Genomic DNA, 25,139 nt, shown 5'->3' with positions numbered 1-25,139 from the left:
CGGCAGGTGAGCGCACGGGCCGGGCCCCGCTGTCGCGGGGACCGGCGCCGTCGCCTCAACTCTCCCGTGTCAGCTGCCGCTTGTCCGGCTTTCCGGCCGCGGTGAGCGGCACCTCGTCGATAAGGGTCAGGCGCGTCGGCGCGCAGGCCTCGCCCAGCCGCGCCGTCACCAGCGCGCGAAGGTCGTCGAGGGCGGGTACGCGATCGGCCGTGGGGACGACGAAGGCGTGCACGGCCTCCCCCGTGGCATCGTCCGGCACGGCGACGACGTACGCCTCGGTCACCGCCGGGTGACGGGCGAGCAGCCGCTCGATGGGACCGGTGTAGTGCACGTTGGCGTCGACGATGACCACGTCCCGGATGCGTCCCGAGAGCCACAGCCTGCCCCGCGCGTCGAGGCTTCCGAGGTCCCGCGTGCGGACCCAGCCGTCCACGAACACCTCGTCGCCGAGCGCGGGCTGTCCCCAGTACCCGGCTCCCTGCGAGGGCGTGCGGACGAAGATCTCCCCCTCGGTGCCGACCGGGACGGGGCGGCCGGAGGGGTCGCGGACCTCCAGGTCGACGGGCGGCACGCCGAGCGAGCCGGGCGGGTCGGCGGGCGTGGCCATGGAGATCATGCCGGTCTCGGTCTGTCCGTACCCGTGGAAGACGACCGGCCCGAGCACCTGTGCGGCCGCACGCGCCCGGCCCGGTTCCAGTGGCGAGCCGGAGACCATGAGCGCGCGCAGTGTCCCGAGGTCCACGGGCGCCGAACGCACCTCCGTCACCAGCCGGTTCAGCCGCCCGACCGTGATGACGCTCGCGGTCGCCCGGTGGCGCACGAGGGCCCCGGGGAGGTCCGGCGGGTCGGCGGCGACCAGGACGCCGCCGGCGGCGAGTGCGAGCAGGCCGTACTCGAGCATCACCTGGCTGGCCAGGGTGCCGAAGACGAGGAACCTGTCCAGCCGGCCCGCCAGCTCCCGGACCGCCGGCGGCCAGTCCTCGGGCCGCAGCGCCCAGGCCGCCGTCATCGCCGCGTACGTCTGGGCGCACGCCTTGGGAACGCCGGTGCTGCCGCTGGTGTGGATGAGCCGGGCGACGTCCTGCGGCCGTGCCGGGAGGCGGGGCCGCAGACCGTCGTCCGGCGCCGCCAGCAGCTCGCCGAGCGGCAGCACGACGCCCGGCGGCCGAAGGTCCCCTCCGCCCGGTGCGCCAGGCCGGTCGGTGACGGTGACCGTGACCTCGGCGTCGCGCAGGAGGGCCGCCTGCTGGTGGTCCGTCATGCCGGGCCGTACCCCGACCACGCGGGCTCCGACCGTGTACGCGGCGAGGACGGCGGCGAATGCCTCGGGGCCGACGCCGAGCAGCAGGGCCAGGCCACGGCCCGGCCCGAGGCCGCGCTGCCGCAGGGCGGCCGCCACCCGCCGGGTCATGCCGAGCAGTTGCCGCCCGCTCACCTCCCGGCCGTCGTGCTCGAAGACCGTGCGGTCGCCGGCCGCGTCGAGGAGGTCGAGGACTGCACCGGGGAACTGCTCCGTCATGGCGCTCCTTCACGAGACCGGTTGATCGCACACCACCGGCCGGACGCTAGCGGCGCGGTATCAGAGGACTCTGAGACGCGGGCCGGCGCACGCGGCTTCCGGTGCGTACGCCGGCCGGCCGCGCCCCGGGACCGGGACCGGGACCGAGCGGTACGGCGGTTCAGCAGGCGCCGAGGTCCTCCCAGACCCCCCATTCACCCGTGGTGCCGGGCTCCTCGCCCGTCACCCACCACTTGGCACGCCAGCTGTGTCCGTCGTGGGAGACGGTCTCGCCGCCGTTGTAGACACTCGCGGCGCTCCAGGCTCCCGCGACGCAGTCGCCCGGCTGGTCGCCGCCGCCGTCGTCACCATCACCGTCGTCCCCGCCGCCGTCGTCACCACCACCGTCGTTTCCGCCGCCGATGTTGACGTCGATGCAGGCGTAGAAGGCGTTGGCGGTGTCCGCGATGTTCCAGACCGCGAGCACCTTCTGCCGCCCGCTGAACCCGCCGAAGTCCAGCTGGTGGCTGACCGAGGCGGGAGGCAGGGCGCCGTGCCCGTCGAACTGGGCGATCTTCTGGTCGCCGATGAAGTACTGCCAGTTGCTGGTGGCGTGCCGGGCCTCGATGGTCCAGGTGAAGGTGTGCGTGGTGCCGATCGGTGTGACCCGCCAGCCCTTGCCGTCGTCGTCCAGGTCGGCCCACCGGGCGTCTCCGCCACTGCAGTTGCGCAGTCCCTTCGGGCCCTCGACGCTCGCCGGTTCCCACTTGATCTGACCGCACTGCACCACGCGGTTGGCGCACTGGTCCTGCCGGCTCCCCGGTGAGACCACCCAGCCGTGGGCGCTCGCGGTGGGCGCCGGCAGACTCAGGGCCACCACGGGAGCGACCAGCGCTCCCACGGCGGCCGCCACTCTTCTTTTCATGCGCATGACATCACTGTTCCCTTCGGTCCACGTCGGATCAGCCTGCCCCGGCTTGCGACGTTGCCGATGAGGCAACCCCACACCGCAGGTCTAGACCTACGCGTGCAGGTCTAGACCTTAGCGAAGGACGGGGTGCCGTCAAGGGGTTGCACACCTTCCCCGGCCCCGCCCCGTGCGACAACTCCCGTGGCTGAGGGGCCCCTTGTGCCGGGCGGCCCCGTGTAGTGGGCTGTCCGCCATGAAGAAGAGAAGCATGGCGGCCCTGACCGTACTCCTGGTCGTGGTCCCCCTCGTTGCGGCGGCGCCCGGTCCACGGGCCGTGGCCGCCGGGTCCCGGACCGGCGATGCGGCGCGATCCGCCGAGTCGGCCTTGGTCAAGGGAGTGAACCTGGACACGGTGACGATCCCGGAACTGCAGGCCCGCATGAACCGCGGATCCCTGTCCTCGCTCAGGCTGACCCTCGCCTACCTGCGGCGGATCAAGGCCGTCGACCCCAGGATCAACGCGGTGCTGCGCACCAGCCCGACGGCCCTGCGTCAGGCTGCCGCCAGCGACCTCAGACACCGCCTCGGCAGGGCCCGCGGCCCGCTGGACGGCATCCCCGTCCTGCTCAAGGACAATGTGAACACCCGTGACATGCCGACGACCGCCGGTTCGCTGGCCCTGGCCGGAAGCCCACCGGACACCGACGCGGACCTGGTCGGGAAGCTGCGGGCGGCCGGCGCGGTGATCCTCGGCAAGGCCAACCTCTCGGAGTGGGCCAACTTCCGCGCGGCCAGGCCGACGTCGGGATGGTCGGCGGTGGGCGGGCAGACGAACAACCCGTACGTCCTGGACCGCAACCCCTGCGGATCGTCCTCGGGTTCGGCCGCGGCGCTCGCCGCGTCGCTGGCGCAGGTGGCGATCGGGACCGAGACGGACGGCTCCATCGTGTGCCCCGCGGGGATGAACGGCGTGGTCGGCCTCAAGCCCAGTCTCGGGGTGGTCAGCCAGTCGGGCGTCGTACCGATCTCCGCCGAGCAGGACACGGCCGGCCCCATGGCGCGCAACGTGGTCGACACCGCGCTCACGCTCTCCGTGCTGAGCGGCGGTGACACCGTCCGCGCCGACGACGCGCCGAGCCTCACGGACGCGGTCGGCCGTCCCGGCACCCTGCGCGGCAAGCGGATCGGCCTGTGGCGGCTGCCGTCGCTCGGCGCCGAGGTGGACGCCCTCATGACCCGTACCGCCGAGCGGCTGACCGCCGCGGGGGCCGAGGTCGTCGAGGTGAGCCTGCCGTACCAGGAGCGGCTGGCCGAACTCGAGTTCCCGGCATTGCTGAGCGAGTTCCACCGGGACATCGACGCCTACCTCGCCACCCGCGGCGGGCCCCGGGACCTGGCCGAGCTGATCGAGTTCAACCGCAGCCACCCGCGGGAGCAGAGCTGCTTCGCCGGTCAGGAGCTGTTCGAGCAGGCGCTGGCCGCACCGCCCACCACCGATCCGGAGTACCGGGCGATGCGCGCGGAGTTGACGGACCTGTCCCGGCGGTCCATCGACGAGGTCATGGCCGAGCACGACCTGGACGCCATCGCTTCCCCGGCGAACCCGCCCGCGTGGACCACCGACTGCGCGCGGGGTGACAACGACGTGATCCCGTCCTCCACCCCCGCGGCGGTGGCCGGGTACCCCTCGCTGTCGCTGCCCGCCGGGTTCGTGGGTGAACTGCCGGTCGGGCTGCTCCTCATGGCCGGCGACCGCCAGGACGTCGAACTGCTGTCCCTGGGTGCGGCGGTGGAGCACCGGCTGGACGCCTGGCGGGCGCCCCGGTACCTGCCTTCGGCACCGTCCGGCACCTCCCGCTGAGCCTGAGCAGACCGGCGAGCGCCACGTCGTCGAGCGGCCGCTCGACGAGGTCGCTCGCCGGTGTGCAGCTGACCTTCTCCTCGCCCGCGAGCAGTGATCTCCGGCTGCGTCCTGCGTAGGTTCCCCGTGCGTTCGCGTCCCTCCAGCCAGTGCAACGTATCGAGACAAACGTCGCGAATGCCGCCGACACGCACCTTTCGATCATTACCCCTATTTATGCTGGAAGCAGGGCCAAGACCTCACACTTCGGCGACTTCGCCGTACAGCTGGGAGAGTTCGGGCACGCCGTCCTCCGCCCACGCGTGGCCGTTCGCCACCACGTCGAACTCCCGGCCGGAGGCGAGCCGGACCACCGGCTGCCCGTCGGACCGGATGCTCCAGACGGCGCCGGGCACGGTGCGCACGATCACGGTGCCGAGGTACAGACCGGCGTCGTTGCCGAGCCAGGTCTGGATCTCCTGGTCGCTGCGCCAGCGCGGCAGTACCTGGTCCAGCTGCTCCAGGGAGAGGGCGGAGTCGTCGAGCCGGACCCCCTCCCGCAACGCCTGCGAGCGCAGCAGATCACAGTCGGCGAGCAGTTCGCCGATACCCTCCGCGTCGTGCGCCCGGGGATCTTCGCGCCGCTTGCCCAGGAAGGGGAAGTTCATACCTCCACACTGTCATTCGTACCGCCATGAGCACCACAGGGCACGCGGTAGGGGTGTGTGCGGTGGGTGTGCGATGCGTGTGCGGCGGGTGTGGGGTGCGTGCGGCTACAGGTCCAGGTCCACCACGACCGGCGCATGGTCCGAGGCGCCCTTGCCCTTGCGCTCCTCGCGGTCGACGTAGGAGTCGGTGACCGCCTTGGCGAAGGGCTCGTTGCCGTACACCAGGTCGATGCGCATGCCGCGGTTCTTGGGGAAGCAGAGCTGGCGGTAGTCCCAGTACGTGTAGGGGTGGTCGTACTTCAGCGGGCGCGGGACCACGTCGGACAGACCGGCGCCGCGCAGTGAGGCGAGGGCGGCGCGCTCGGCCGGGGTGACGTGGGTGGCGCCCTCGAAGGCGGCCCGGTCGTAGACGTCGTCGTCCGTCGGCGCGACGTTGTAGTCACCCATCACGGCGAAGGGGCGGCCGCCGGCGGCGTCGCTCTCGACAGCGGCGCGCAGCGCCTCGAACCACTGGAGCTTGTAGGCGTAGTGCGGGTGGTCGACCTCGCGGCCGTTGGGCACGTAGACCGACCAGACGCGGGCCGGCCCGCAGGTGGCGGAGATCGCGCGGGGCTCCTGGACACCCTCGTACCCCGGGTCGCCGGGCAGGCCCTTGACCACGTCCTCCAGGCCCACGCGGGAGAGCACCGCCACCCCGTTCCACCGGCCGGTGGCGTGGACCGCCGCCTCGTAGCCCGCCTCGCGCAGCGCGTCGAAGGGGAACTGCGCCTCGGCGACCTTGGCCTCCTGGAGGCACAGCACGTCGGTGCCGCTGCTCTCCAGCCAGGCGAGCAGCCTCGGCAGGCGGGCGGTGATCGAGTTCACGTTCCAGGTCGCGATGCGCATGTGCCACAACCTACCGGGCGGCACTGACAACGCGGTCCCGCCCGGGGCGGGGCCTCAGAGCCGCGCCGAGTCGCCGGGGGTCAGCCGCAGGTGCTCGGAGCCGCCCAGCTCACCGATCTGGCGGTCGTAGATCGGGCGGGCGAGGTCGGTGAGGAGGGCGTCGTGGATGTCGTAGGCCCGCCGCGGTTTGACCTCGCGGACGTACTCGATCACCTCGGCGATCTTGTTCCACGGGGCCATGACCGGCAGCATCAGCGTGTCGACCGGGTGGTCGGGGACGGTGAGGGCGTCACCGGGGTGGAAGACCTTGCCGCCGTCCACGAGGTAGCCGACGTTGGTGACGCGCGGAATGTCCGGGTGGATCACGGCGTGCAGCTCGCCGTGGACCTGTACGTCGAAACCGGCGGCGGTGAAGGTGTCGCCGTGCCCGACGGTGTGGACGCGGCCCGGGAAGGCCGCCGAGATCTTCTCCGCCACCGACTTCAGCGTCCAGATCGCCGCGGCCGGGTTGTCCTCCATGGCGGCGCGCAGCCGCAGCTCGTCGAAGTGGTCCGGGTGCTCGTGGGTGACGAGGATCGCGTCCGCGCCGAGGGCCGCGTCCTCCTCGCTGAACCCGCCGGGGTCCAGGACGAGCGTCTGCCCGTCCTTTTCGAGGCGGACACAGGCGTGCGACTTCTTGGTGAGCTTCATGCCCCCATCCTGCCGTCGCGCGCCCGTTCCCCGGCCGAGGCGCTCACTCGGGTGGTGTCGTCTCCTCGCGGATGACCTGCTGGGCCACCCGGAAGGCGCCGTTCGCGGCCGGTACGCCGCAGTAGACGGCCGCCTGGAGCAGTACTTCCTTGATCTCGGCCGGGGTCAGGCCGTTGCGCAGGGCGGCCCTGAGGTGGGGCGCCAGCTCCTCCAGATGGCCGCCGGCGACGAGGGCGGTGAGGGTGACGCAGCTGCGCGAGCGCCGGTCGAGGCCCGGCCGGTCCCAGATCTCCCCCCACGCGTAGCGGGTCAGGAACTCCTGGAAGTCACCGGAGAACTCGTCGGCCTGGGCGAGCGCCTGGTCGACGTGCCCGTCCCCGAGGACTTCGCGGCGCACCTTGAGCCCCGCGTCGTACGGGTCGGGCCGCCCCTGCGCCTGCGCCGGCACGACGGGGGCCGGGGCGATCTCGGCGATGGGCGCGGCCTGCGGCGGCGGAGCCGGCGCCGGCTGGACGGGGGCGGCGGGGATCCCGGCGGCCGGGACCGGGACCTGGTGTGCCGGGGGGTGGACCGGGACGGGGACCTGCCCGGTGGAGGTGGCGTCGTGGGCGGCCTGCCAGGCGGAGGTGAAGTGCCGTACCAGCAGGTCGGTGACGGCCGCGGGCTGCTCGACCGGGACCAGGTGGGAGGCGCCGGGGACAACCGCGAGACGGGCGTCGGGAATGCCGGCGACCAGGGTGCGGGCCTCGGCGGGTCCGGTGACCTGGTCGTCGGAGCCGACGAGGACCAGGGTGGGGACGCCGACCCGGCCGAGTTCACCGCGCACGTCGAACGCGGCGAGGGCCTCGCAGGCGGAGATGTAGCAGCCGGGGTCGGTGGTCCGCACCATCTGCACGGCCCACTCGGTGATCGCGGGCTGGGCGGCCGCGTACCCGCCGGTGAACCAGCGCTCCGGGGAGCTGCGGGCGATGGGGTCGAGCCCGTTGGTGCGCACGATCACGCCGCGCTGGCGGAACTCGTCGGCCGTGCCGAAGCGGGGTGAGGCGGCGATCAGCGCGAGGGAGGCGAGGCGCTCGGGGTGGCGCAGGGCCAGTTCGATGCCGACGGCACCGCCGAACGCGCAGCCGGCGTACCCGAAGCGCTGCACGCCGAGTCCGTCGAGGGTGGCCAGCAGACGCGTGGTGAGTTCGGCGACGGACCCCGCCGGGTGGGCCGGAGCGCCGCCGTGTCCGGGCAGGTCGAAGCGGAAGACCCGCCACTGCTGGGCCAGTTCGGGCACCTGGCGGTCCCACATGTGCCAGGTGGTACCGAGGGACGGCCCCAGGATCAGGACTGGTAGGTGTTCTGGCCCGTCAAAGCGGTATTGCAGCGTCTCGGTCTTGCCTTCGGTCACGGGTTCACACCTTCATCTGTCACGATCTGTCACACGCCCCCTGCGAGACCTCCCCATGCGTCCGCCGCTGGATGCAGGTCCGCCGCGTCCGGCTTCACGTACCACTTCCTCGTCGTCTTCACGTCGGTGTGCCCGGCCCGCCTGGCGAGCAGGCGGGCCGGGCACCCCGTTGTTGGCCAGGTACGTGAGGCAAGACCCTCGAGCATCGTACAGACGGACTCTGCGAGGGCCGTTTGCGTCCATTATTTTGCGGGCCCGCGTTCGGAGCTGCCGACCGTTCGGCGCGCCCCCGAGTTCATCCACGAGCACATACCCACCGCCTCGTACCCCTCACCCGCCGCCCGGCGTCGGCACGCCCGGCGCCGTCGTGTCACAGTGCCGCACACCGCGGACATCGATGTCGTTCACCATGGTCATGCCGCTCGTTCTTCCTCCCTCAACGGACGGCGACGCCGCAGGCGGGGATGCCGGACCACCGCGTTCCAGGCATGATCCGCCGGACGGGACCGGTCCGCCGCCCCACTGGGAGCGGCCCCGCCACGGGCAGCCGTACCGGTGGCGCCGTCCCCGCGGGGACGGCGCCCGCGGGACATCATTCAGCGCGCAGTTTCGCGGTACGCGTGCGTTCCAGGAGATAGCCAAGTCCGATGAGTGCCAGGGACGGCAGTGCGAATTTTCCCTGGGGAAACGTGGCGGTGCCGGGCGGATCAACGGCGGCGGAGCCGGGATAGGCGAGGGCGGAGATCTGGGTGATCCAGTAGAGACTCGCGCAGATCGCCGCGCCGTCGAGCCCTTCGCGGGTGGGGCCTTCGGCGACCGGCCGCTTCCACAGCTGGTGGAGACTTGTCGCGGCCAGGGCCAGCCCGAGACTCATGGTCTGGGCGTTGTGGAACTTGGCGTGTGGCGGCCAGTCGGGGTTGTGGATGTGGGTCTCGTTCCAGTCGGCGACGTAGGGGCCGACGGCCGTGGTGAGTGCCACGCCGGTGATGAGAAGCCGACCGGCCCCGAACTGTTTGCGTACGCTCATGGCATTGTCACTTTCCGCTCTCGGGAGTTCTGGCGTAGGAGGCGGTCGCGTTGCTCCGGCGACGATCCCGTACGTCGTCGGTTTCACCACGCCGGGTCGGCGCTGGCGAAGTCGGCCGGGGCGGTCCGCCGTCGCGGACGATGCGGCCCGGCGGGTGTCCGGACCGACGGCACCTCAAGAGAACGCGGCCCTGTGATCGGTGATGAACTGCTGGAAAGTGCGGGCCTGTCTGCCAAGGATCGCCGGCACGTCGTCGGACAGCCAGGCCGCCTCGCCCTCGGCGATCAGGCTGACCGCGTGAGCGTTCATCGCGGCTGTCGGCTCCGGCACGCCGACGCTCATCATCGCCTGCTTGTCCTCTTCGACTGTGCGTTCGTCGAAGGCGACGGAGCGGCCGAGCACCGTCGTCAGCGTCGCCGCCACACCGGCGTAGGAAAGCATTTCGGGCCCGGTGAGCAGGTATGTCCTGCCGATGTGCGGATCGGGAGAGGAGGCGATCTCCGCGGCCACCGCCGCGACGTCACGGGCATCGATGAAACCGACCTGCCCGGCACCGGCGGAAGACCCGAAACGGCCGGTCCGTGAGATGGCGGATGCCAGCATGAGGAGGTTCTGCATATAGAAGTTGCTGCGCAGGAGGGTGTACTCCAGCCCTGAGGCGATCAGACCGGATTCGATTTCGGCCTGTCCGCGTTGCCTGGCGATCGGTGAGTCCGCCGATGCCTTGCTGGTGATCTTCACGACGTGGGCGACGTCCGCGCGGGCAGCGCTGTCGACCACGTTCAGCTCCTGCGCCGGTACAGCAGGGCTGACAAGCACCACGCTCGTAACGTCCCGCATGGCCGCGTCGATGGACGCCGGAACGTTGAGGTCGCCTTCGGCCACGTCCACTCCGACCTGGCTCAGCCCGGCCGCCTTCGCCGGGTCGCGTGCCAGTACCCGGACGGCCTCGCCCCGCTCCGCGAGCAGACGTGCTGCTTCGGAGCCCACTTTCCCGGGTGTCGTGATGAGGATCATTGTCGGCACCTTCCTTTGACGGGTCGCTCCGCCCGCCGAGACGGACACGGAGCTGTGATGTTGTCCGATCGCCCGCTCGCACGGCGTGCGAGGCCGCGATGCCCCCTTGTTCGCCTCACCGCGTTGCCCTTGAGCGGGGCCGGGGGTACGAGCCTGGAGGCGCGGCCGGAGTGTGCGGAGCACCAAGGCGCTTTTATGTTGGGTCGGCCAACGTTGGTCAACCCAACATAACGCATGGTTATTGGGGTGTCCAACGGCTAGAATCAGGGGATGACGGACATGGAGCGCCCCTTGCAGCCCCCTGGCCGCCTGCGCGGGCTCGCCAGCTGGCAGGTGAACAAGGCGTCGACGCTCGGTGCCCGGCTGACCGCCCAACGCATGCAGTTGAGCGCCCGCGCCGATTTCGCCGTCCTGGCGGCGCTGGAGGAGTACGGGGCACTCAGCCAGGCCGAGATCGGCCGCCGTCTGGGCCTTGACCGCAACGACGTCAACGGGGTCCTCAACCGCCTGGAAAGCCACCATCAGGTCGGCCGGCAGGTCGACCCCGCCGACCGGCGCCGCAACGTGGTCAGCCTCACCCCCGCCGGCCGGGCCTACCTCGAAGAACTGCAACAGCACACCGATGCCGTGCAGGACACACTCCTCGCCGGCCTCAGTGCTGAGGAGCGACAGCAACTGCACTACTTGCTCACCAAACTGCTCGCCAGTCACCAACCACAGCCGGCGTGACAGCGGCAGGGGACGCGTCGGGTGGGCGCCGGTTTCCCCTGCTCCGGTGGGGTGCTGCTGTCTGGAGGGACGGGGAGGTGCTGGCCGGCCGGGTTTGGGCAGGGGCGTGCAGCCGGTCGGCTCGGACCGGCTGCACAGCGCATCCGGACCGCGGCAGCGCATACACCAGCAGCCACTTCCGCGGCCACATAAGCGAGTTGGAACTCCGGCAGAGCCGCGGACGCACCGGACCTTGTTTCGACCATGCCGCCGCAGAGAGCTTCCGGCCCTGCTCGAAGAAGAGTTCGGCACCCGTCTCCGGCCCGACCGGGCCACCGCCCGCGCCGAGGCCTTCGCTGCCCCAGCCCGGCGAGACCGACAGCGGCACCACCACACCGGGAAAGCGGAACCCGGCGCACACCCGGCGCGACAACCGGGCCGTCCACCTGCCCCGGCCCCGAAAAGGCCGCACATCGCGAACACACAGTCTCCGTCAGCACACTGACGAGGACTCATGAACGCTCGAGGTCAAGGCTCGTTGATTTCGTGGGTGGGGTGCTCTCGTCGACTTACTGCGGAACGGCCCGCCCCTCCGGGCCGGCGGGCGCGAACATGACCAGGATCCTGGCCCGCTCGCGTCCGACTACGCCTGGCGCGTGGGGCGTTCCGCGCGGCACCATGACGAGCGTGCCAGGTGTGGCGCTTGCCCGCTGGTCGCCGACCCGGAAGTCCGTCTGGCCCTGGAGGACGCAGAACAGCTCCTCGCTGCTGTGACGGATGGTGAGGGTTCTTCTCCGCCGCGAGCACCACGGATCGCGGTCGGGTGGCCGATGTCGGCGTCTTCAGTACGGATGGAGAAGGTGCGTACGGTCAGTCGCGGACGGTGAGGCCGATGGAGAAGCTGCCGCTGCCCACGGCTTTGCCGAACATGGCGCGCATCAACAGCACGCCCGTTCCTTCGAGCCAACGAGCGCTCGTCAGGTCGCCGACGTCGAGCGGGCGCAGCGCGAGGCTCTCGACGAACGACGACACACGCGCCTTGGCGTCGGCGTCGTCACCGGCGATGAACACGTCCAGTGGGCGGAGGTCCTCGGGCGTGTAGGCGGCCAGCACGTGGCCGAAGACGGTGTTGAACGCCTTGACGACGTGCGCATCCGCGGGGGCGGCCTTGGCGATCTCCTGCGCGGCGGAACTGTCCTCGGGCGTCACCAGCCCCGTGATGTCCGCATTGAACGGGTTGGTGATGTCGACGATCACCTTGCCCGACAGCGCGTTGCCGAACTGGCGCACGAGCGGTACGGCGTGGGCGTAGGGCACGGCGAGGATGACGATGTCGCCGGCCGGGGCCGCGCCGATCGTCCCCGCCGTGGCGCCGCCGCCGATCTCCCTGGCCAGAGCGTCGGCCTTGGAAGCATCGCGGCCGATGACCTCGACCGCGTTGCCGCCCGCGAGTGCGCGGCTGCCCAGGACGCGGGCCATGTTCCCCGTCCCGACGATGCTGATCCTGCTCATGGTGTGTGCTCTCCTTCTTCTCGATCTTTCGGTTTCCTCGCCGGCGCCGGCTCGGGCGCACGGTCGAGGGCGTGGGGGCCGCGTTCAGTTCACGCGGTGAAGCGCAGGTCGAGGTCGATGACGGCCGGGCCCTTCATCATGCCGAGAGGGTTCTTGAGACCGAACTGCGCCGGATCGATCGTGACGGCGCCGCGCAGCACGACCGCATCGGTGCCCTGCTTCTTGAAACTCACCGGGTAACTCAGCTTTCGGCTGGTCCCGCGAACGGTGAGCCTGCCCTCGACCTCGGCCGTACTCGAGCCTGTGGGCGTGATGCGTTCGGCGTCGAAGGTGATCTTCGGGAACGACTCGGCGTCGAGCATGTCCTTGCTGCGCAGGTGGGTGTCGCGCTTGGTGTGCTTCGAGTCGATCGAGGTGACGTCGACGACGAGGCCGCCCTCTGCGGTGCCGTCCGCATCGACGGTGCCCCTGCCCTCTACCGAACCGAAGACGCCCTTGACGGCCATGAGGCCCCAGAACGTCTTTCGCTGGAAGCCGACCGTGCTGCGTACCGGGTCGAGTGTGTACTGGCCGGATGCGATCTGGATGGTGGACATCTGGGACTCCGTTCGGTCGGGCGCCACAGGCCGACGCCGCGCTTTGGTGTCTGTCTTCTGATTCCTCGATCGCCGCCGCGCTTGACGGCTGGTAAGGGCGAGCGGGTTGAGAGGGCCGCTGAGGCGTGCGAGCGGTCTCCGTTCTTGTGCGGGGTCCCGGCGCCGTCGGCCCGGTTCAGATGGTGGCGATGCCGGTGCCGACCTTGTCGGCTTCCTCGAGAGCCCTGGTACGCAGCTCGTCGGCAAGATCGCGCAGGCTCTCCATGCCGGGGGTGGTGGCCGCGAGGGTGAGCTCACGCTCGATGACGGTCAGATCGGCCTCCCAGACATCGGCGAGGATGCGCCTGAGGTAGGGGGTGGAGTGGTCCCAGCCCTCGCGCGGGGTGCCCGGGCCGTAGCCGCCGCCGCGCACGGTGACCAGCACCGTCGGCTTGCCCTTCAGAACGGGCGTGGTCGGACCTGCGGCGGCGATCACCAGGTCGACCCACGTCTTGAAGTGCTGGGAGACGCCGAAGTTGTAGAACGGCACGGCCAGGACGACGGCATCCGCGGACGCCAGCTCCTCGACGAGATCCTCGGCGTCCGCGAGCGCCTCACGCTGGGCGGGAGTGCGCTCCGATTCGGGGATGAAGCCGGCGACGACGGCACTCGCCCAGGTGTGGGGCGACAGCGGGTCGGTCCCCAGGTGGCGGCGCACCACCTCTTCGCCGGGATGCGCTGCCACCCACTTGGCCTCGACCACGTCGGCGATCTCCGCGCTGGCGGAAGCCGCGGGCAGGATGCTGGCATCGAGTCGGAACAGGGTCATGGTCAACTCCTTGGTCGGTCTTGCCCGCCCTTGGGGCGGCGGGGTTGTGAGGCGGGCTCCGTGGCCCGCGTCATCGTAAACGGACTTTACCCCGCTTGTATTCCCTCGGCTACCGTATGACCGTGGACACCCCCCTGCTGCCCATCGGGCCTCCTCCCGCCGAGCGTGCCGACGCTGCGCGCAATCGCGAACACCTGCTCAACGTCGCGCGCGAGATGATCGCCGAAAGCGGCGCGAGGCGGGTCACCATGGACGCACTGGCCGAGCGGGCCAAGCTGGGCAAGGGAACCGTCTTCCGGCGTTTCGGCAGCCGGGCGGGCATCTTCGCCGCGTTGCTCGACGACGCCGACCGCACATTCCAGCAGCGGGTGCTCTACGGGCCGCCGCCACTGGGTCCCGGCGCCGACGTGATCGCCCGGCTGGTCGCCTACGGCCGCGCGCGCACCGGATTCCTGCTCGAGCACCATGCGATCGAGCGCGCCGCACTCGATCGCAACCAGCAGGTGGCCGTCGCCGCGGGCGGGATGTCGACCACCCACATCCGGATGCTCCTCGGGCAGGCCCGGCGCGAAGGCCTCCTGCACATCGCCGACATCGACAGCCTGGCCATGCAGCTCGCCGCAGCCCTCGAGGGCCCCTTCGTGATGTACCTGGCGCCCGCGGAGAACACCGCTGCGGAATCGGCACGCCAAGAAGCCGCACTCGCCGACAGCTGGGAATCACTCGTCGAACGCGTTTTGAAGTTCGGGTGACCGCGAAGTTCGGGTGACCGCGAAGACCGAGGGGACGCGGGGGAGCTGAAGCGGCTCGCCCTCCCCTGAACGGGCCTTGATCCGGACCCAGCTCCCGTGCACCCGTTGCGACAGGTCGGCGGGTGGGAGCGCGGTGCCGAGCAGTATGGATCGCCGGCCACCCCACCCGCCGGGCGACTGCCGGCAGGCCGTCCAGAGCCGGCCTGAAAGGGCCGTGTCCCCCGTGCGAGCTACGTGCAGCTGTCCCCCCAGGGGTGACGATTACGCGCGGCTGGATCCCTAACGTCGGCACAGCCGCGGCGCTCCTGCGGCGGATCCAGTGAAGGAGTCTCATGAGAATCGTCTGGCAGCTCGTGGCCGTCTTGGGCATCGCCCTGATCGGTAACCAGACCATCGCGGCGGCGCAGGGGAATCCGTGGCTCAGCCTTGGCCTCGGCGCCCTGACAGCCGTGCTCGGCGTGCTGGTTTACCGGTGGGTGGTGGGGCGGACCGAGCGGCGGCCGGTCACGGAGTTGGCCCGGAAGGGTGCCGTGGGAGAGGGGACGCGGGGGGTACTGATCGGCCTCGCGATGTTCGGAGCCGTGATCGTGAACATCGCCTCCGCCGCGGAGTACAAGCTCGACGGCCTGGGCTCGGTGACGGGCGCGGTAGCACTGTTCGGCGTGATGACCGCTGCCGCCGTGTCGGAGGAACTGTTGTTCCGCGGGATCCTGTTCCGGCTCGTCGAAGAACGTGCCGGCAGCTGGATCGCGCTGGCGCTGACCGGCCTGCTGTTCGGTCTGTTGCACCTGGTCAACCCGGACGCCACTCTGTGGGGTGCCATCGCCATCGCCATCGAGGCCGGCGGCATGCTCGCCGCCGCGTACGTGGCGACGCGCAAGCTGTGGCTGCCGATCGGGCTGCACTTCGGCTGGAACTTCGCCGAGTCCGGCATCTTCAGCACCGGGATATCGGGCACCGACACCCAGCAGGGGCTGCTGGACTTCCAGATCTCCGGCTCGCAGCTGATCACCGGGGGCGACTTCGGCCCGGAGGGCAGCGTGTACTCGGTGGTGTGGGGCGTGCTGTTGACGATCGTGTTCATGTGGCTGGCCCACCGGCGCGGACATGTGGTGCCCCGTCGTCGGCGCGACGGCCGGCCCGAGGCCGCCGCCACACTCCCCCAGTAACCGATCTGCGGAGAGTCTGGGCCGGACGCGGTGCCTGGCGAAGGCAGGGAAGTACTCGGACTTGTGCCCGTAGCCGCCTCCGGCCGGCGGCATCCACTGAGCACAGCCATCGGCGTGCCGATGCGGCGCTCGATGAAGCCCGGCGGAAAAAGATCCGCTGCGAGATCCCGACCTCACCGATCGCGAGCGGTTCCATGGGCACGAGGACGCGCACCGCCGTCGACGACGGCGCTTCACCGGCGGGCCTCTCTCATCCCCCGGGCTCCTCGGCCATCCGCTCGCCGACCCGGGCGGCGGTCTCGCGCAGCCAGATGTGCGCCGCGTCGTGCGTGTGCACGGGGTGCCACCACATCGCCTCCCGCAACGGCACGGCCTCGTACGGCGGCTCCACCACGCGTACGGGGGCGAGCGGGGCGAGGAGCCGGGCGAGGCGGGCCTGGATGAGGGCGATGCGGCGGGTGCCGGCCACCAGCAGCGGCATGATCTGGAAGCTGTCGACGGAGACCTCGACGCGGGGCTCGATGCCCAGCATGCCGAGCTGGCGGACGGCCGGGGCGTCGTAGGTGCGCTGGTAGGTGACCCAGGGCAGCCGGGCCAGGTCTTCCCGGGTCGGCCGGCCGTCGATGCTCGGGTGGTCGTCGGCGACGAGGAAGACCCAACGGTCCTGGTAGAGGTCGGTGGCCGGGAAGTCGCTGATGACTCCGTGCGGCATGAGCAGGCCGTCGGTGGTGCTCAGCAGGGCGTCCGTGGCGTCCACCACGGTGGTGGGCGTCTGGGCGAAGCGCAGCCGGATGCCCGGAGCCTCCTGATGCACGACGCGGGCGAGTTCGGCGCCGAAGACGGCGACCGCGTAGTCGGAGGCCACGAGTTTGAACTCACGGCTCTCCTTGGCCGGGTCGAAGTCCGGCTGGCTGGCGAACAGGCGTTCCAGCAGGTCGTAGGCGGTGGCCACGCGGTCGAGGAGGACCTGTCCGAGCGCGGTGAGTTCGTAGTGGCCGCCGACCCTGGCCAGCAGGTCGTCGTCGAAGTGCCGGCGCAGGCGGGAGAGCGCCGCGCTCATCGCCGGCTGGCTGAGGCCGACCCGCTGCCCGGCGCGGGTCACGTTGCGCTCTTCCAGCAGGGCGCGCAGGGCAACGACAAGGTTGAGGTCCAGGCGACTGAGATTCACGGCGATGTCCCTAGCTGTCCGGTTACGACCTGCGGGAATTTGTCGAATGGATGGCCGTCATCCACGGAATCGATTTCCCTGATCATGAGTGGTGGTCCAGATTAGTGCCATCGCAATCAGGAGGACATGTCCGTGAAACCCGAAGCCGCGTCCGCCCTCTTCGCCGGACCCTTCGCCCTGGCCACCCTTTCCGCTCCCGAGGGCTCCGTCTTCCCCGCTCTCGTCACTCCCGACGCCCAGGTGATGGACCTGCGGTCCGCCCTCGCGGACACCGGCCTGAGCATGCGCGGGCTCCTCGACGACTGGGACGCGGTGGCGCCGCGGCTGGCCGCACTGGCCGTCGACGACGCCGCCGCGCGCAGGCCACTGGCGGAGTTCCGCGTGCACGCGCCGGTCGAGCCGCGCCAGGTGTTCCAGTCGGGGGCCAACTACCGGCAGCACGTCATCGATCTGCACGTCGCGCACCGGGCCCCGGGCGACGACCGGCCGGAGGAGGAGCGGCGCGCGGAGGCCGCCGAGATCATGGACCGGCGGGCCGCCGAGGATCTGCCGTACGTCTTCATCGGTCTGCCGAGCGCGATCACCGGCCCGTACGACGACGTCGTGCTGCCGTCCTGGGCCGAGAAGCCCGACTGGGAGCTGGAACTTGCCGCGGTGATCGGGCGCCCGGCCCACCGGGTGTCCGTCGAGGAGGCCTTGGACCACGTGGCGGGCTACACCATCGCCAACGATCTGACCGACCGCGCCACCGTCTTCCGCCGGGACATGCCGCAGATCGGCACCGACTGGCTGCGCAGCAAGAACGCCCCGGGCTTCACGCCGCTCGGCCCCTGGATCGTGCCCGCCGCCTCGGTCGGGGACACGGGCGACCTGCGTCTGACGCTCAAGCTCAACGGCGAGACCATGCAGGACGAATCGACCAGGGACATGATCTTCGACGTGGCCCGGATGGTGTCCTACGCGTCACAGACCGCCCGGCTGCTGCCCGGCGATCTGGTGCTCAGCGGCTCCCCCGCCGGCAACGGCATGCACTGGGGCCGGCTGCTGCGTGACGGCGACGTCATGGACGCCTCGATCACCGGGCTCGGTGCCCAGCGCACCCGCTGTGTGGCGGAGGCGGCCCGATGACGCCGGACCGCACCGACCCCGAGGGCTCGATCGCCCGGGCCGCGAAGGCGTACTCCAACTGGAACCGCTGGGGCGAGGACGACGTGCTGGGCACGCTGAACTTCCTCGACGAGGCCAAGCGCCGCGAGGGCGCCGCACTGGTCCGGCGGGGTGTCAGCTTCTCCCTCTCCCAGCGCTTCGACATGAACGGCCCGCAGAAGGGCTGGCGGCGGCGCACCAACCCGGTGCACACCATGCTGGACACCGGCACCGACGCCGCCCTCGGCAACCAGGGCTTCCCGCACGGCATCGGCGGCGCCGACGACGTGATCGCGATGCCGTTGCAGTGCTCCACGCAGTGGGACGGGCTCGGCCACATCTTCGACCACGGCAAGGCGTGGAACGGGCGCCCGGCGGAGCGGGTCGTCACCTCCGACGGCGACCTGGTCACCGGCATCGAGCACATGGCGCCGCACGTCGCCGGACGCGGGGTGCTCCTGGACGTCGGCCGGGTCGTCGGCGAGGACGGTGAGCTGCCGGACGGGTTCGCGATCACTCGGAAGCACCTGACCGCTACCGCCGAGGCGCACGGTGTCCGGGTGGGCCGCGGCGACATCGTCCTCGTCCGCACCGGCCGGCTCGCCCGGGTGCGCCGCGACGGCTGGGGCGACTACGCGGGCGGACCCGCCCCCGGCCTGTCGTTCACCACGGCCGGCTGGCTGCACGGCACCGAGATCGCCGCGATCGCCACCGACACCTGGGGCTTCGAGGTCCGCCCCAACGAGTTCGAGCACGCCTTCCAGCCGCTGCACCAGGTCGCCATCCCGCACATCGGCCTCTTGATCGGCGAGATGTGGGACCTGGACGCCCTCGCCGAGGACTGCGCGGACGACGGCGAGTACGCCTTCTGGCTCACCGCCGCGCCCCTGCCCATCACCGGCGCCGTGGGTTCGCCCGTCAACCCCATCGCGGTCAAGTAGACCGAGGAACGAAGGAGTTCTTCATGACCCAGCCCCGCACGGTCCTCGTCGTCGGCGGCGGCGCGGCCGGCAACGCGGTGTCGATCCTGCTGCGCCGCTCCGGTGTCGCCGTGGATCTGGTCGAGGCCAAGGACGACTGGAACGCCACCGCCGGCTCCGGCATCACCCTCCAGGGCAACGCCCTGCGCGTCCTGCGCGAACTCGGTGTGTGGGACCAGGTGCAGGCGTCCGGATTCGGCTTCGGCTCGGTCGGCATCGCCGCCCCCGACGGCACCGTCCTGCACGTCCAGGACGACCTGCGCACCGGCGGCGACGACCTGCCCGCCACGGTCGGCATGCAACGGCCGCGGCTCCAGCAGATCCTCATCGAGGCGGTGCGGGCGAGCGGCGCGTCGGTCCGGCTGGGCACCACGGCCGAGATCCTGGACCAGGACGCGGACGGTGTCTCCGTACGCCTCAGCGACGGGACCGAGGCACGCTACGACCTGGTGGTCGCCGCCGACGGCCTCGGTTCCGCCACCCGGGCCGCGATCGGCATCACGGACAGGCCCGAGCCGACCGGCATGGCCATCTGGCGCACAGCCGCACCGCGCCCCGACGGCGTGACCCGCACGGACCTCGCCTACGGCGGCCCGGCCTACATCGCCGGCTACTGCCCGACCGGCGAGACCACCCTGTACGCGTACGTCGTCGAGGCCAACCGCGACCGCGCCGGGATACCGCCCGCGTCGTACGCGGACGAGATGCGCGGCCTGGCCCGGCACTACGGCGGCTTCTGGCCGGAGATCACCGAGCACATCACCGACCCGGCGAAGGTCAACTACACCTGGTTCGACCGGCTGCTGGTCGAGGGCTCCTGGCACCGCGGCCGGGTCGTCCTCGTCGGTGACGCCGCGCACTGCTGTCCGCCCACCCTCGCCCAGGGCGCCGCGCTGTCCCTCGAGGACGCCTGGGTACTGGCGCAGCTGCTGACCGGGTCCGAGGTGTGGGACGAGGCCCTGTTCCAGGCGTACTACGAGCGGCGGATCGCGCGGGTCCGGCCGGTCGTGGAGGCTTCCGTCCAGATCGGTCGGTGGCAGCTCGACGGGGTGCGCGACGCGGACCTGCCCGGCCTGATGGCCCGCACCATGACCCTGCTCAGGGAACTGCCGTGACCGCCGGGAACGCGCCCACCGCCGTGACCGCGGCGAACGCGCCCACCGTTGACGTGCACGCCCACGTCCTGCTGCCCGAGGTCGAAGCCCTCGTCGCGGGTCTGCCCGGCCAGGCCGAGGCCAAGGCGCTGGACGCCCGTCGCAACGGTCCCGCCGCCCTCGCCGTCGGCGGCCCCATGGTGCGCGAGCGCATCCCGAGGCTGACCGACCGGGCCGTGCGCCTGGCCGCGATGGACTCCCAGGGCGTGGACGTCCAGCTGGTCAGCCCCTCGCCCTCGCACTACCACTACTGGGTCGACGAGGGGACTGCCGAGAAGCTGTACCGGCTCGCCAACGAGGCCACGGCCGCGCACTGTTCGGCCGCCCCCGAACGGCTGCGCGGACTGGGGCTGGCCCCGCTCCAGCACCCGGCGCAGACGGTCCGCGCCCTGGACCACGCCCTGGAGCAGGGCCTGGCCGGGGTCGAGATCTCCAGCCACGCCCCGGGACGGGAGCTGTCCGACCCGGCCTACGAACCCTTCTGGGCCCGGGCCGGGGAAACCGGCGCGATCGTGTTCCTGCACCCCTTCGGCTGCACCCTCGACGAGCGCCTCGACCAGTGGTACCTGTCCAACACCGTCGGCCAGCCCACCGAGAACGCCGTCGCCCTCTCCCACCTGATCTTCTCCGGGGTACTCGACCGCCACCCGGGGCTGAAGCTGATCGCGGCGCACGGCGGCGGCTACCTGCCCACCCACGTCGGCCGCTCCGACCACGCCTGGTCGGCCCGCTCCGACGCGGGCGCCGGGTGCGCGCACCCGCCCAGCAGCTACCTGAAGCGGCTGTACTTCGACTCCCTCGTCCACGACCCGCACGTGCTGCGGGAGCTGGTCCGGGTGGCCGGCGCGGACCGGGTGCTGCTCGGCTCCGACTTCCCCTTCGACATGGGCACCGAGGACCCGGTCGGCGCCCTGCGCGCCGCACGCCTTTCCGACGCCGACTTCCACGCCGTCCGGGGCGGCAACGCCGCCGCCCTCCTCCGGAAGGACTGACCACCATGCGCCTGCTCACCCACCTGCGGCACGTCGACCTCGCCGTGCCCGACTACGACAAGCAGCTCGACTTCTACGCCGGCGTCTGGGGCCTGACCAAGGTCGCCGAGGACTCCGGCATCTCCTTCCTCGCCGCCGAGGGCTCCCCGGAGCAGTACGTCGTGCGGCTCCGCGAGGCCGAGGAGAAGCGCCTCGACCTCGTCTCCTACGGTGCCGCGTCCGCCGCCGACGTGGACACGCTCGCCGAGCGACTGCTCGCGGGCGGCGTGCAGTTGGTCTCCCGGCCGGGCAAGGTCGACACCCCCGGCGGCGGCTACGGCTTCCGCTTCTTCGACGTCGACGGCCGCACCATCGAGGTCTCCGCCGACGTCGAGGTCAGGCAGCACCGCAGGATCGAGGAGAAGGAGGCCATCCCGGTCAAGCTCTCCCACGTCGTGCTCAACTCGCCGGATCTGAACCGCACCCGCGCGTGGTACGAGCGCCACCTCGGCTTCGCTCTCTCGGACACGCTCAGCTCGCCGCACATGGGCGAGGTCATGCACTTCATGCGGATCAGCAACCAGCATCACTCGATGGCCGTCGCGCAGGGCCCGCACACCGCCCTGCACCACGTCTCCTTCGAGATGCGCGGCCTCGACGAGTACATGCGCGGGTCGGGCCGGGTCATGCGGGCGGGCTTCAAGAAGATCTGGGGCCCCGGACGGCACATGGCCGGGGACAACACGTTCACGTACTTCCTCGACCCGCACGGCAACACCGTCGAGTACACCACCGAGCTGGAGAACCTGGACGAGGACACCTGGCACCCGCACGTCTACGACTTCTCGCGGCCCGAGGTCACCGACCAGTGGGGCACCGCCAACCCCATGAACGAACTGGTCGCCAAGGAGTCGTTCAACGACCCCGACCGGGGCGTGTTCGTCGCACCGCCGGTCTGATCCGCTCCACTCCCCGCCCACCGGCGACCGACCACCCTCCTCAGGAGCCGCACCATGCGTTTCGCCGCCTACGAACGCCGCCACCGCCACGGTGTGGCCGTCGTGGAGGACGACGGCACCCTCTACCCGCTGCCCGGCGTCACCTCGCTCACCGACCTGCTCGCGCGGGCCGACGGACTGCCCGGACTGCTCGCCGCCGGCCGGACCGCCCTCGACGTCCCGCCCGGCCCGCATGTCTCCCGGGTGCGGCTGCTGCCCCCGCTGCGGCCCGCGTCGGTACGGGACTTCGTCACCTTCGAGGAGCACGTCGAGGGCGTACGCCGCTCGGTCGACGGCGTCGCCGGGGTCCCCGAGCAGTGGTACGAGGCCCCGACCTTCTACTTCACCAACCCGCACGCGATCTACGGCCACCAGGAAGACATCCCGGTACCGCCCGGTTCGGCCGTACTGGACTTCGAGTTGGAGGTCGGCGCGGTGATCGGGCGGGAGGGCCGTGACCTCACCGCCGAGCAGGCCCGGGACCACATCGTCGGCTACACCGTGTTCAACGACTGGTCCGCCCGCGACCTCCAGGGCGCCGAGATGAAGGTCGGCCTCGGCCCCTGCAAGGGCAAGGACACCGCCACCACCCTCGGCCCGTACCTCGTCACCGCCGACGAGCTGGAGCCGTACCGGGACACCGACGGCTTCCTGCGCCTGGCCCTGACCGCCGAGGTCAACGGCGAGAAGGTCGGCGAGGACCTGCTGTCCAACATGAGCTGGACCTTCGAGGAGATGACCGCCTACGCGGCCCGCGGCACCCGCGTCGTCCCGGGCGACGTCCTCGCCTCGGGGACCTGCGGCAACGGCGGATGCCTGGCCGAACTGTGGGGCCTGCGCGGGCGGCAGGACCCGCCGCCGCTGAAGCCCGGTGACACCGTCGCCCTGATCGTGGAGGGCATCGGCACCCTGACCAACACCGTCGTCCCCGGCGCGGCCCCCGTGTCCCTGCCGACCGGCCGACGGCGCGGCCGGGAGCGGCCGTGAGCGACGACCCGCGGCCCAGCCACAGGACGGAAGCCGGAGCTGCGGCTGCGGCTGCGGCTGGACGACAGCATCGGACGCCGCCGGGCCTGGGCCGCCGTGTGCACGCGCACGGCGGTGAACACCAGGAACGCCGCGCCGATCCCGGCCGCGACCCATTCGTCGTCGCGGTGGCCGAGATGCATGACGCGTACGCCCGGAACGGACCCGGCCACGACGAGCAGGGGCTCGCGGGCCCAGGACGCCACAGTTCGGGCCCGGGACCCGACCGTGACCGACCCGGACCGTTTGTCTAGACCTATTTTGTCTAGACCTCTTGTCCTGTCCAGATCGGCGGGCTACGTTTCCCGCTGTTCGGAGTTCTCCACGTTTCCTTCAATTCCCCTGATGGGCAAGGCTGGAAGGAGCATGTCCGCATGCAGGACCGAAGTCTGTCCAGACGCACCGTCATCGCCTCCGCGACCGTAGTCGCCGCGAGCGCGGCGGGCGTCGTAGGTGCCGCGGCCACCCCCGCCATCGCGCACGGGCGCGACGACCGCCTCAAGAGAATCATCTCCCGGATGAGCGTCGAGGCGAAGATCGGCCAGCTGTTCGTCCCGTACTTCTACGGTACGTCCGCGACGTCCCCCAGCCAGCTCGACCAGGACCGCAACCTCAGGGAACTCGGCGTCCGCACCGTGGCCGAGCTCATCGCCAAGTACCACATCGGCGGTGTCATCTACTTCTCCGGCTGGGCCAACAACATCCAGGACCCCCACCAGATCGCGGACCTGTCGAACGGTGTGCAGCGAGCCTCGCTCGCCCTGCCCACGCCCATTCCGTCCCTGATCTCCATCGACCAGGAGCACGGGGTCAACGTCCGCATCGGCAGCGGTGCCACCCAGCTGCCGGGCGCGATGGCGCTCGGCGCGGGCCGCTCGCTCTCCGACGCGCGTACCGCCGGACGGATATCCGGCACCGAACTCGCCGCCCTGGGCATCCATCAGAACTTCGCCCCGGTCGCCGACGTCAACGTCAATCCGGCCAACCCCATCATCAACGTCCGCTCCTTCGGCGCCGACGCCCGCGAGGTCGGTCGCATGGTGGCGGCCCAGGTGACGGGGTACCAGCAGGTCGGCGTCGTGGCCTGCGCCAAGCACTTCCCGGGCCACGGGGACACCGGACAGGACAGCCACACCGGCCTGCCGGTGATCACCCACACCCGCGAGGAGTGGGAGCGCATCGACGCCCCGCCCTTCAGGGCCGCGATCGCCGCCGGTGTCGACTCGATCATGACCGCGCATCTCCAGGTCCCCGCGCTCGACCCCAGCAACGACCCGGCCACCCTGTCGCCCGCGATCCTCCAGGGCGTGCTGCGCGACGAACTCGGCTTCGACGGTGTGATCGTCACCGACGCCCTCAACATGCAGGGCGTGCGTACGAAGTACGGCGACGACCGCGTGCCCGTCCTCGCCCTCAAGGCCGGCGCGGACCAACTGCTGTTCCCTCCGGACATCGACGTCGCCTACAACGGCGTCCTGGCCGCCGTCCGCGGCGGAGAGATCACCGAGGAGCGACTCGACGAGTCGGTCCTGCGCATCCTGCGGATCAAGGACAAGGCCGGCCTGCTCCGTGGCAGCCCGTACGCCTCCCGGAGGGAGGTCGACCGGGTCGTCGGCGCCCGCAGGCACCAACTCGCCGCCGCGCGCATCGCCGAACGCACCACCACCCTGCTGGTCAACGAGGACGAGACGCTCCCGCTGCGCCGTCGGCAGCGCAGGCTGCTCGTGGTCGGCGCCAGCCCGGCCTTCCCGACCGACGACACCCGCACCACGGTGCCCGAGCTGGCCGAGGCCTTCGACGAACTGGGCTACCGCACCTCCCACCTCGCCACCGGCCGGACGCCCGACGCCGCGAAGATCGACGAAGCGGTGGCCGCGGCACGAGGACGGGACGCGGTCGTGGTCACCACCGACAACGTCGGCGCCACCAGCGCCCAACGCACCCTGGTCTCCCGGCTGCTCGCGACGGGCGTACCGGTCGTCCACCTCGCGGTCCGCAACCCCTACGACATCGCCCACCTCGGCGACGTCCGGGCCTCGCTGGCGTCCTACTGCTGGACCGAGGTCGAACTGCGGGCCGCAGCCCGGGTGATCGCCGGCCGGGTCGACCCGCGCGGCAGGCTGCCCGTACCTGTCCAGCGGGCCGACGACCCGGCCGAGGTCCTCTTCCAGTCCGGGCACGGGCTGTCGTACGACGACCGTCGGTCGCACTGACGACCGCCGG

The 25,139-nt window shown here is 71.3% G+C and carries 24 protein-coding genes; 11 read left to right on the top strand and 13 right to left on the bottom strand.

Translation table 11 applies throughout. The annotated features are described in order from the left end of the window. Positions 1-55: 55 nt before the first annotated feature. Complete coding sequence (locus tag C4J65_RS28755; protein ID WP_115745018.1) at positions 56-1,519, bottom strand: class I adenylate-forming enzyme family protein; 1,464 nt, start codon at positions 1,517-1,519, stop codon at positions 56-58. A 160-nt stretch (positions 1,520-1,679) separates the two neighbouring features. Continuing rightward, positions 1,680-2,429: a lytic polysaccharide monooxygenase gene (locus C4J65_RS28750; RefSeq protein ID WP_115745017.1), complete on the bottom strand. Its 750-nt coding sequence runs from the start codon at positions 2,427-2,429 to the stop codon at positions 1,680-1,682. A gap of 232 nt (positions 2,430-2,661) precedes the next feature. Here C4J65_RS28750 and C4J65_RS28745 point away from each other — a divergent pair, with 232 nt between their 5' ends. Further along, a complete protein-coding gene (locus tag C4J65_RS28745) occupies positions 2,662-4,269 on the top strand; it encodes an amidase family protein (RefSeq protein ID WP_115745016.1) in 1,608 nt (535 codons plus the stop codon). 239 nt (positions 4,270-4,508) lie between these two features. Here C4J65_RS28745 and C4J65_RS28735 read toward each other — a convergent pair whose 3' ends face one another. The 6 genes from C4J65_RS28735 to C4J65_RS28705 form a co-directional block, all read right to left on the bottom strand. Then, positions 4,509-4,916, bottom strand: coding sequence for a DUF6278 family protein (locus C4J65_RS28735; protein WP_115745015.1), 408 nt, complete (start codon positions 4,914-4,916; stop codon positions 4,509-4,511). Positions 4,917-5,021: 105 nt separating this feature from the next. After that, a complete protein-coding gene (locus tag C4J65_RS28730) occupies positions 5,022-5,801 on the bottom strand; it encodes an exodeoxyribonuclease III (RefSeq protein ID WP_115745014.1) in 780 nt (259 codons plus the stop codon). Between the two features lie 54 nt (positions 5,802-5,855). Further along, positions 5,856-6,491 carry an MBL fold metallo-hydrolase gene (locus tag C4J65_RS28725; protein WP_115745013.1) on the bottom strand — a complete coding sequence of 212 codons (636 nt, stop codon included), beginning with the start codon at positions 6,489-6,491 and terminating at the stop codon, positions 5,856-5,858. A 43-nt stretch (positions 6,492-6,534) separates the two neighbouring features. Further along, complete coding sequence (gene pcaC, locus C4J65_RS28720; protein WP_115745012.1) at positions 6,535-7,884, bottom strand: 4-carboxymuconolactone decarboxylase; 1,350 nt, start codon at positions 7,882-7,884, stop codon at positions 6,535-6,537. A 592-nt stretch (positions 7,885-8,476) separates the two neighbouring features. Continuing rightward, positions 8,477-8,911 (bottom strand): DUF6640 family protein, encoded by a 435-nt coding sequence (locus C4J65_RS28710; protein WP_115745011.1) that lies wholly within the window; start codon positions 8,909-8,911, stop codon positions 8,477-8,479. Between the two features lie 174 nt (positions 8,912-9,085). Further along, a complete protein-coding gene (locus C4J65_RS28705) occupies positions 9,086-9,928 on the bottom strand; it encodes an NmrA family NAD(P)-binding protein (protein ID WP_115745010.1) in 843 nt (280 codons plus the stop codon). A 270-nt stretch (positions 9,929-10,198) separates the two neighbouring features. Here C4J65_RS28705 and C4J65_RS28700 point away from each other — a divergent pair, with 270 nt between their 5' ends. Beyond that, on the top strand, positions 10,199-10,657 hold the full coding sequence (locus C4J65_RS28700) for a MarR family transcriptional regulator (protein WP_115745009.1): 459 nt from the start codon (positions 10,199-10,201) through the stop codon (positions 10,655-10,657). Between the two features lie 548 nt (positions 10,658-11,205). Here C4J65_RS28700 and C4J65_RS28695 read toward each other — a convergent pair. The 4 genes from C4J65_RS28695 to C4J65_RS28680 all read right to left on the bottom strand — a co-directional run bounded on the left by C4J65_RS28695 (position 11,206) and on the right by C4J65_RS28680 (position 13,552). Beyond that, entirely contained in the window at positions 11,206-11,415 is a 210-nt protein-coding gene (locus C4J65_RS28695; RefSeq protein ID WP_115745008.1) for a cupin domain-containing protein, read from the bottom strand. A 91-nt stretch (positions 11,416-11,506) separates the two neighbouring features. Next, positions 11,507-12,148 (bottom strand): NAD(P)-binding domain-containing protein, encoded by a 642-nt coding sequence (locus C4J65_RS28690; protein WP_115745007.1) that lies wholly within the window; start codon positions 12,146-12,148, stop codon positions 11,507-11,509. 89 nt (positions 12,149-12,237) lie between these two features. Continuing rightward, on the bottom strand, positions 12,238-12,744 hold the full coding sequence (locus C4J65_RS28685) for a YceI family protein (protein ID WP_115745006.1): 507 nt from the start codon (positions 12,742-12,744) through the stop codon (positions 12,238-12,240). A 175-nt stretch (positions 12,745-12,919) separates the two neighbouring features. Beyond that, on the bottom strand, positions 12,920-13,552 hold the full coding sequence (locus tag C4J65_RS28680; RefSeq protein ID WP_115745005.1) for an NAD(P)H-dependent oxidoreductase: 633 nt from the start codon (positions 13,550-13,552) through the stop codon (positions 12,920-12,922). A 116-nt stretch (positions 13,553-13,668) separates the two neighbouring features. Here C4J65_RS28680 and C4J65_RS28675 point away from each other — a divergent pair, with 116 nt between their 5' ends. Then, positions 13,669-14,304 carry a TetR/AcrR family transcriptional regulator gene (locus C4J65_RS28675; RefSeq protein WP_205351082.1) on the top strand — a complete coding sequence of 212 codons (636 nt, stop codon included), beginning with the start codon at positions 13,669-13,671 and terminating at the stop codon, positions 14,302-14,304. Between the two features lie 332 nt (positions 14,305-14,636). After that, a complete protein-coding gene (locus C4J65_RS28670; protein ID WP_115745004.1) occupies positions 14,637-15,473 on the top strand; it encodes a type II CAAX endopeptidase family protein in 837 nt (278 codons plus the stop codon). A gap of 250 nt (positions 15,474-15,723) precedes the next feature. Here the strand turns inward: C4J65_RS28670 and C4J65_RS28665 are convergent, their stop codons facing one another. After that, the gene (locus C4J65_RS28665; RefSeq protein WP_115745003.1) at positions 15,724-16,641 is read right to left on the bottom strand and encodes a LysR family transcriptional regulator; all 918 of its coding nucleotides are present in this window, start codon (positions 16,639-16,641) and stop codon (positions 15,724-15,726) included. 126 nt (positions 16,642-16,767) lie between these two features. Here C4J65_RS28665 and C4J65_RS28660 point away from each other — a divergent pair, with 126 nt between their 5' ends. The 7 genes from C4J65_RS28660 (at position 16,768) to C4J65_RS28630 (ending at position 25,129) form a co-directional block, all read left to right on the top strand. Beyond that, complete coding sequence (locus C4J65_RS28660; protein ID WP_115745002.1) at positions 16,768-17,769, top strand: fumarylacetoacetate hydrolase family protein; 1,002 nt, start codon at positions 16,768-16,770, stop codon at positions 17,767-17,769. After that, complete coding sequence (locus C4J65_RS28655) at positions 17,766-18,728, top strand: cyclase family protein (RefSeq protein WP_115745001.1); 963 nt, start codon at positions 17,766-17,768, stop codon at positions 18,726-18,728. Before C4J65_RS28660 ends, C4J65_RS28655 begins: the two co-directional genes overlap by 4 nt. Before the next feature lie 23 nt (positions 18,729-18,751). Then, positions 18,752-19,882, top strand: a complete 1,131-nt coding sequence (locus tag C4J65_RS28650) for an FAD-dependent oxidoreductase (RefSeq protein WP_115745000.1) — start codon at positions 18,752-18,754, stop codon at positions 19,880-19,882. Further along, on the top strand, positions 19,879-20,913 hold the full coding sequence (locus tag C4J65_RS28645; RefSeq protein WP_115744999.1) for an amidohydrolase family protein: 1,035 nt from the start codon (positions 19,879-19,881) through the stop codon (positions 20,911-20,913). Before C4J65_RS28650 ends, C4J65_RS28645 begins: the two co-directional genes overlap by 4 nt. 5 nt (positions 20,914-20,918) lie before the next feature. Beyond that, positions 20,919-21,851: a VOC family protein gene (locus tag C4J65_RS28640; RefSeq protein ID WP_115744998.1), complete on the top strand. Its 933-nt coding sequence runs from the start codon at positions 20,919-20,921 to the stop codon at positions 21,849-21,851. A 54-nt stretch (positions 21,852-21,905) separates the two neighbouring features. Further along, on the top strand, positions 21,906-22,877 hold the full coding sequence (locus C4J65_RS28635; RefSeq protein WP_115744997.1) for a fumarylacetoacetate hydrolase family protein: 972 nt from the start codon (positions 21,906-21,908) through the stop codon (positions 22,875-22,877). A 413-nt stretch (positions 22,878-23,290) separates the two neighbouring features. Beyond that, positions 23,291-25,129 carry a glycoside hydrolase family 3 protein gene (locus tag C4J65_RS28630; protein ID WP_115744996.1) on the top strand — a complete coding sequence of 613 codons (1,839 nt, stop codon included), beginning with the start codon at positions 23,291-23,293 and terminating at the stop codon, positions 25,127-25,129. The last annotated feature ends 10 nt before the right edge of the window (positions 25,130-25,139 follow it).

This window comes from Streptomyces sp. CB09001, from assembly GCF_003369795.1.
Taxonomy (GTDB): domain Bacteria; phylum Actinomycetota; class Actinomycetes; order Streptomycetales; family Streptomycetaceae; genus Streptomyces.
Note: the sequence above shows the minus strand (reverse complement) of the source record. Positions and strands in the feature narration are given on the sequence as shown.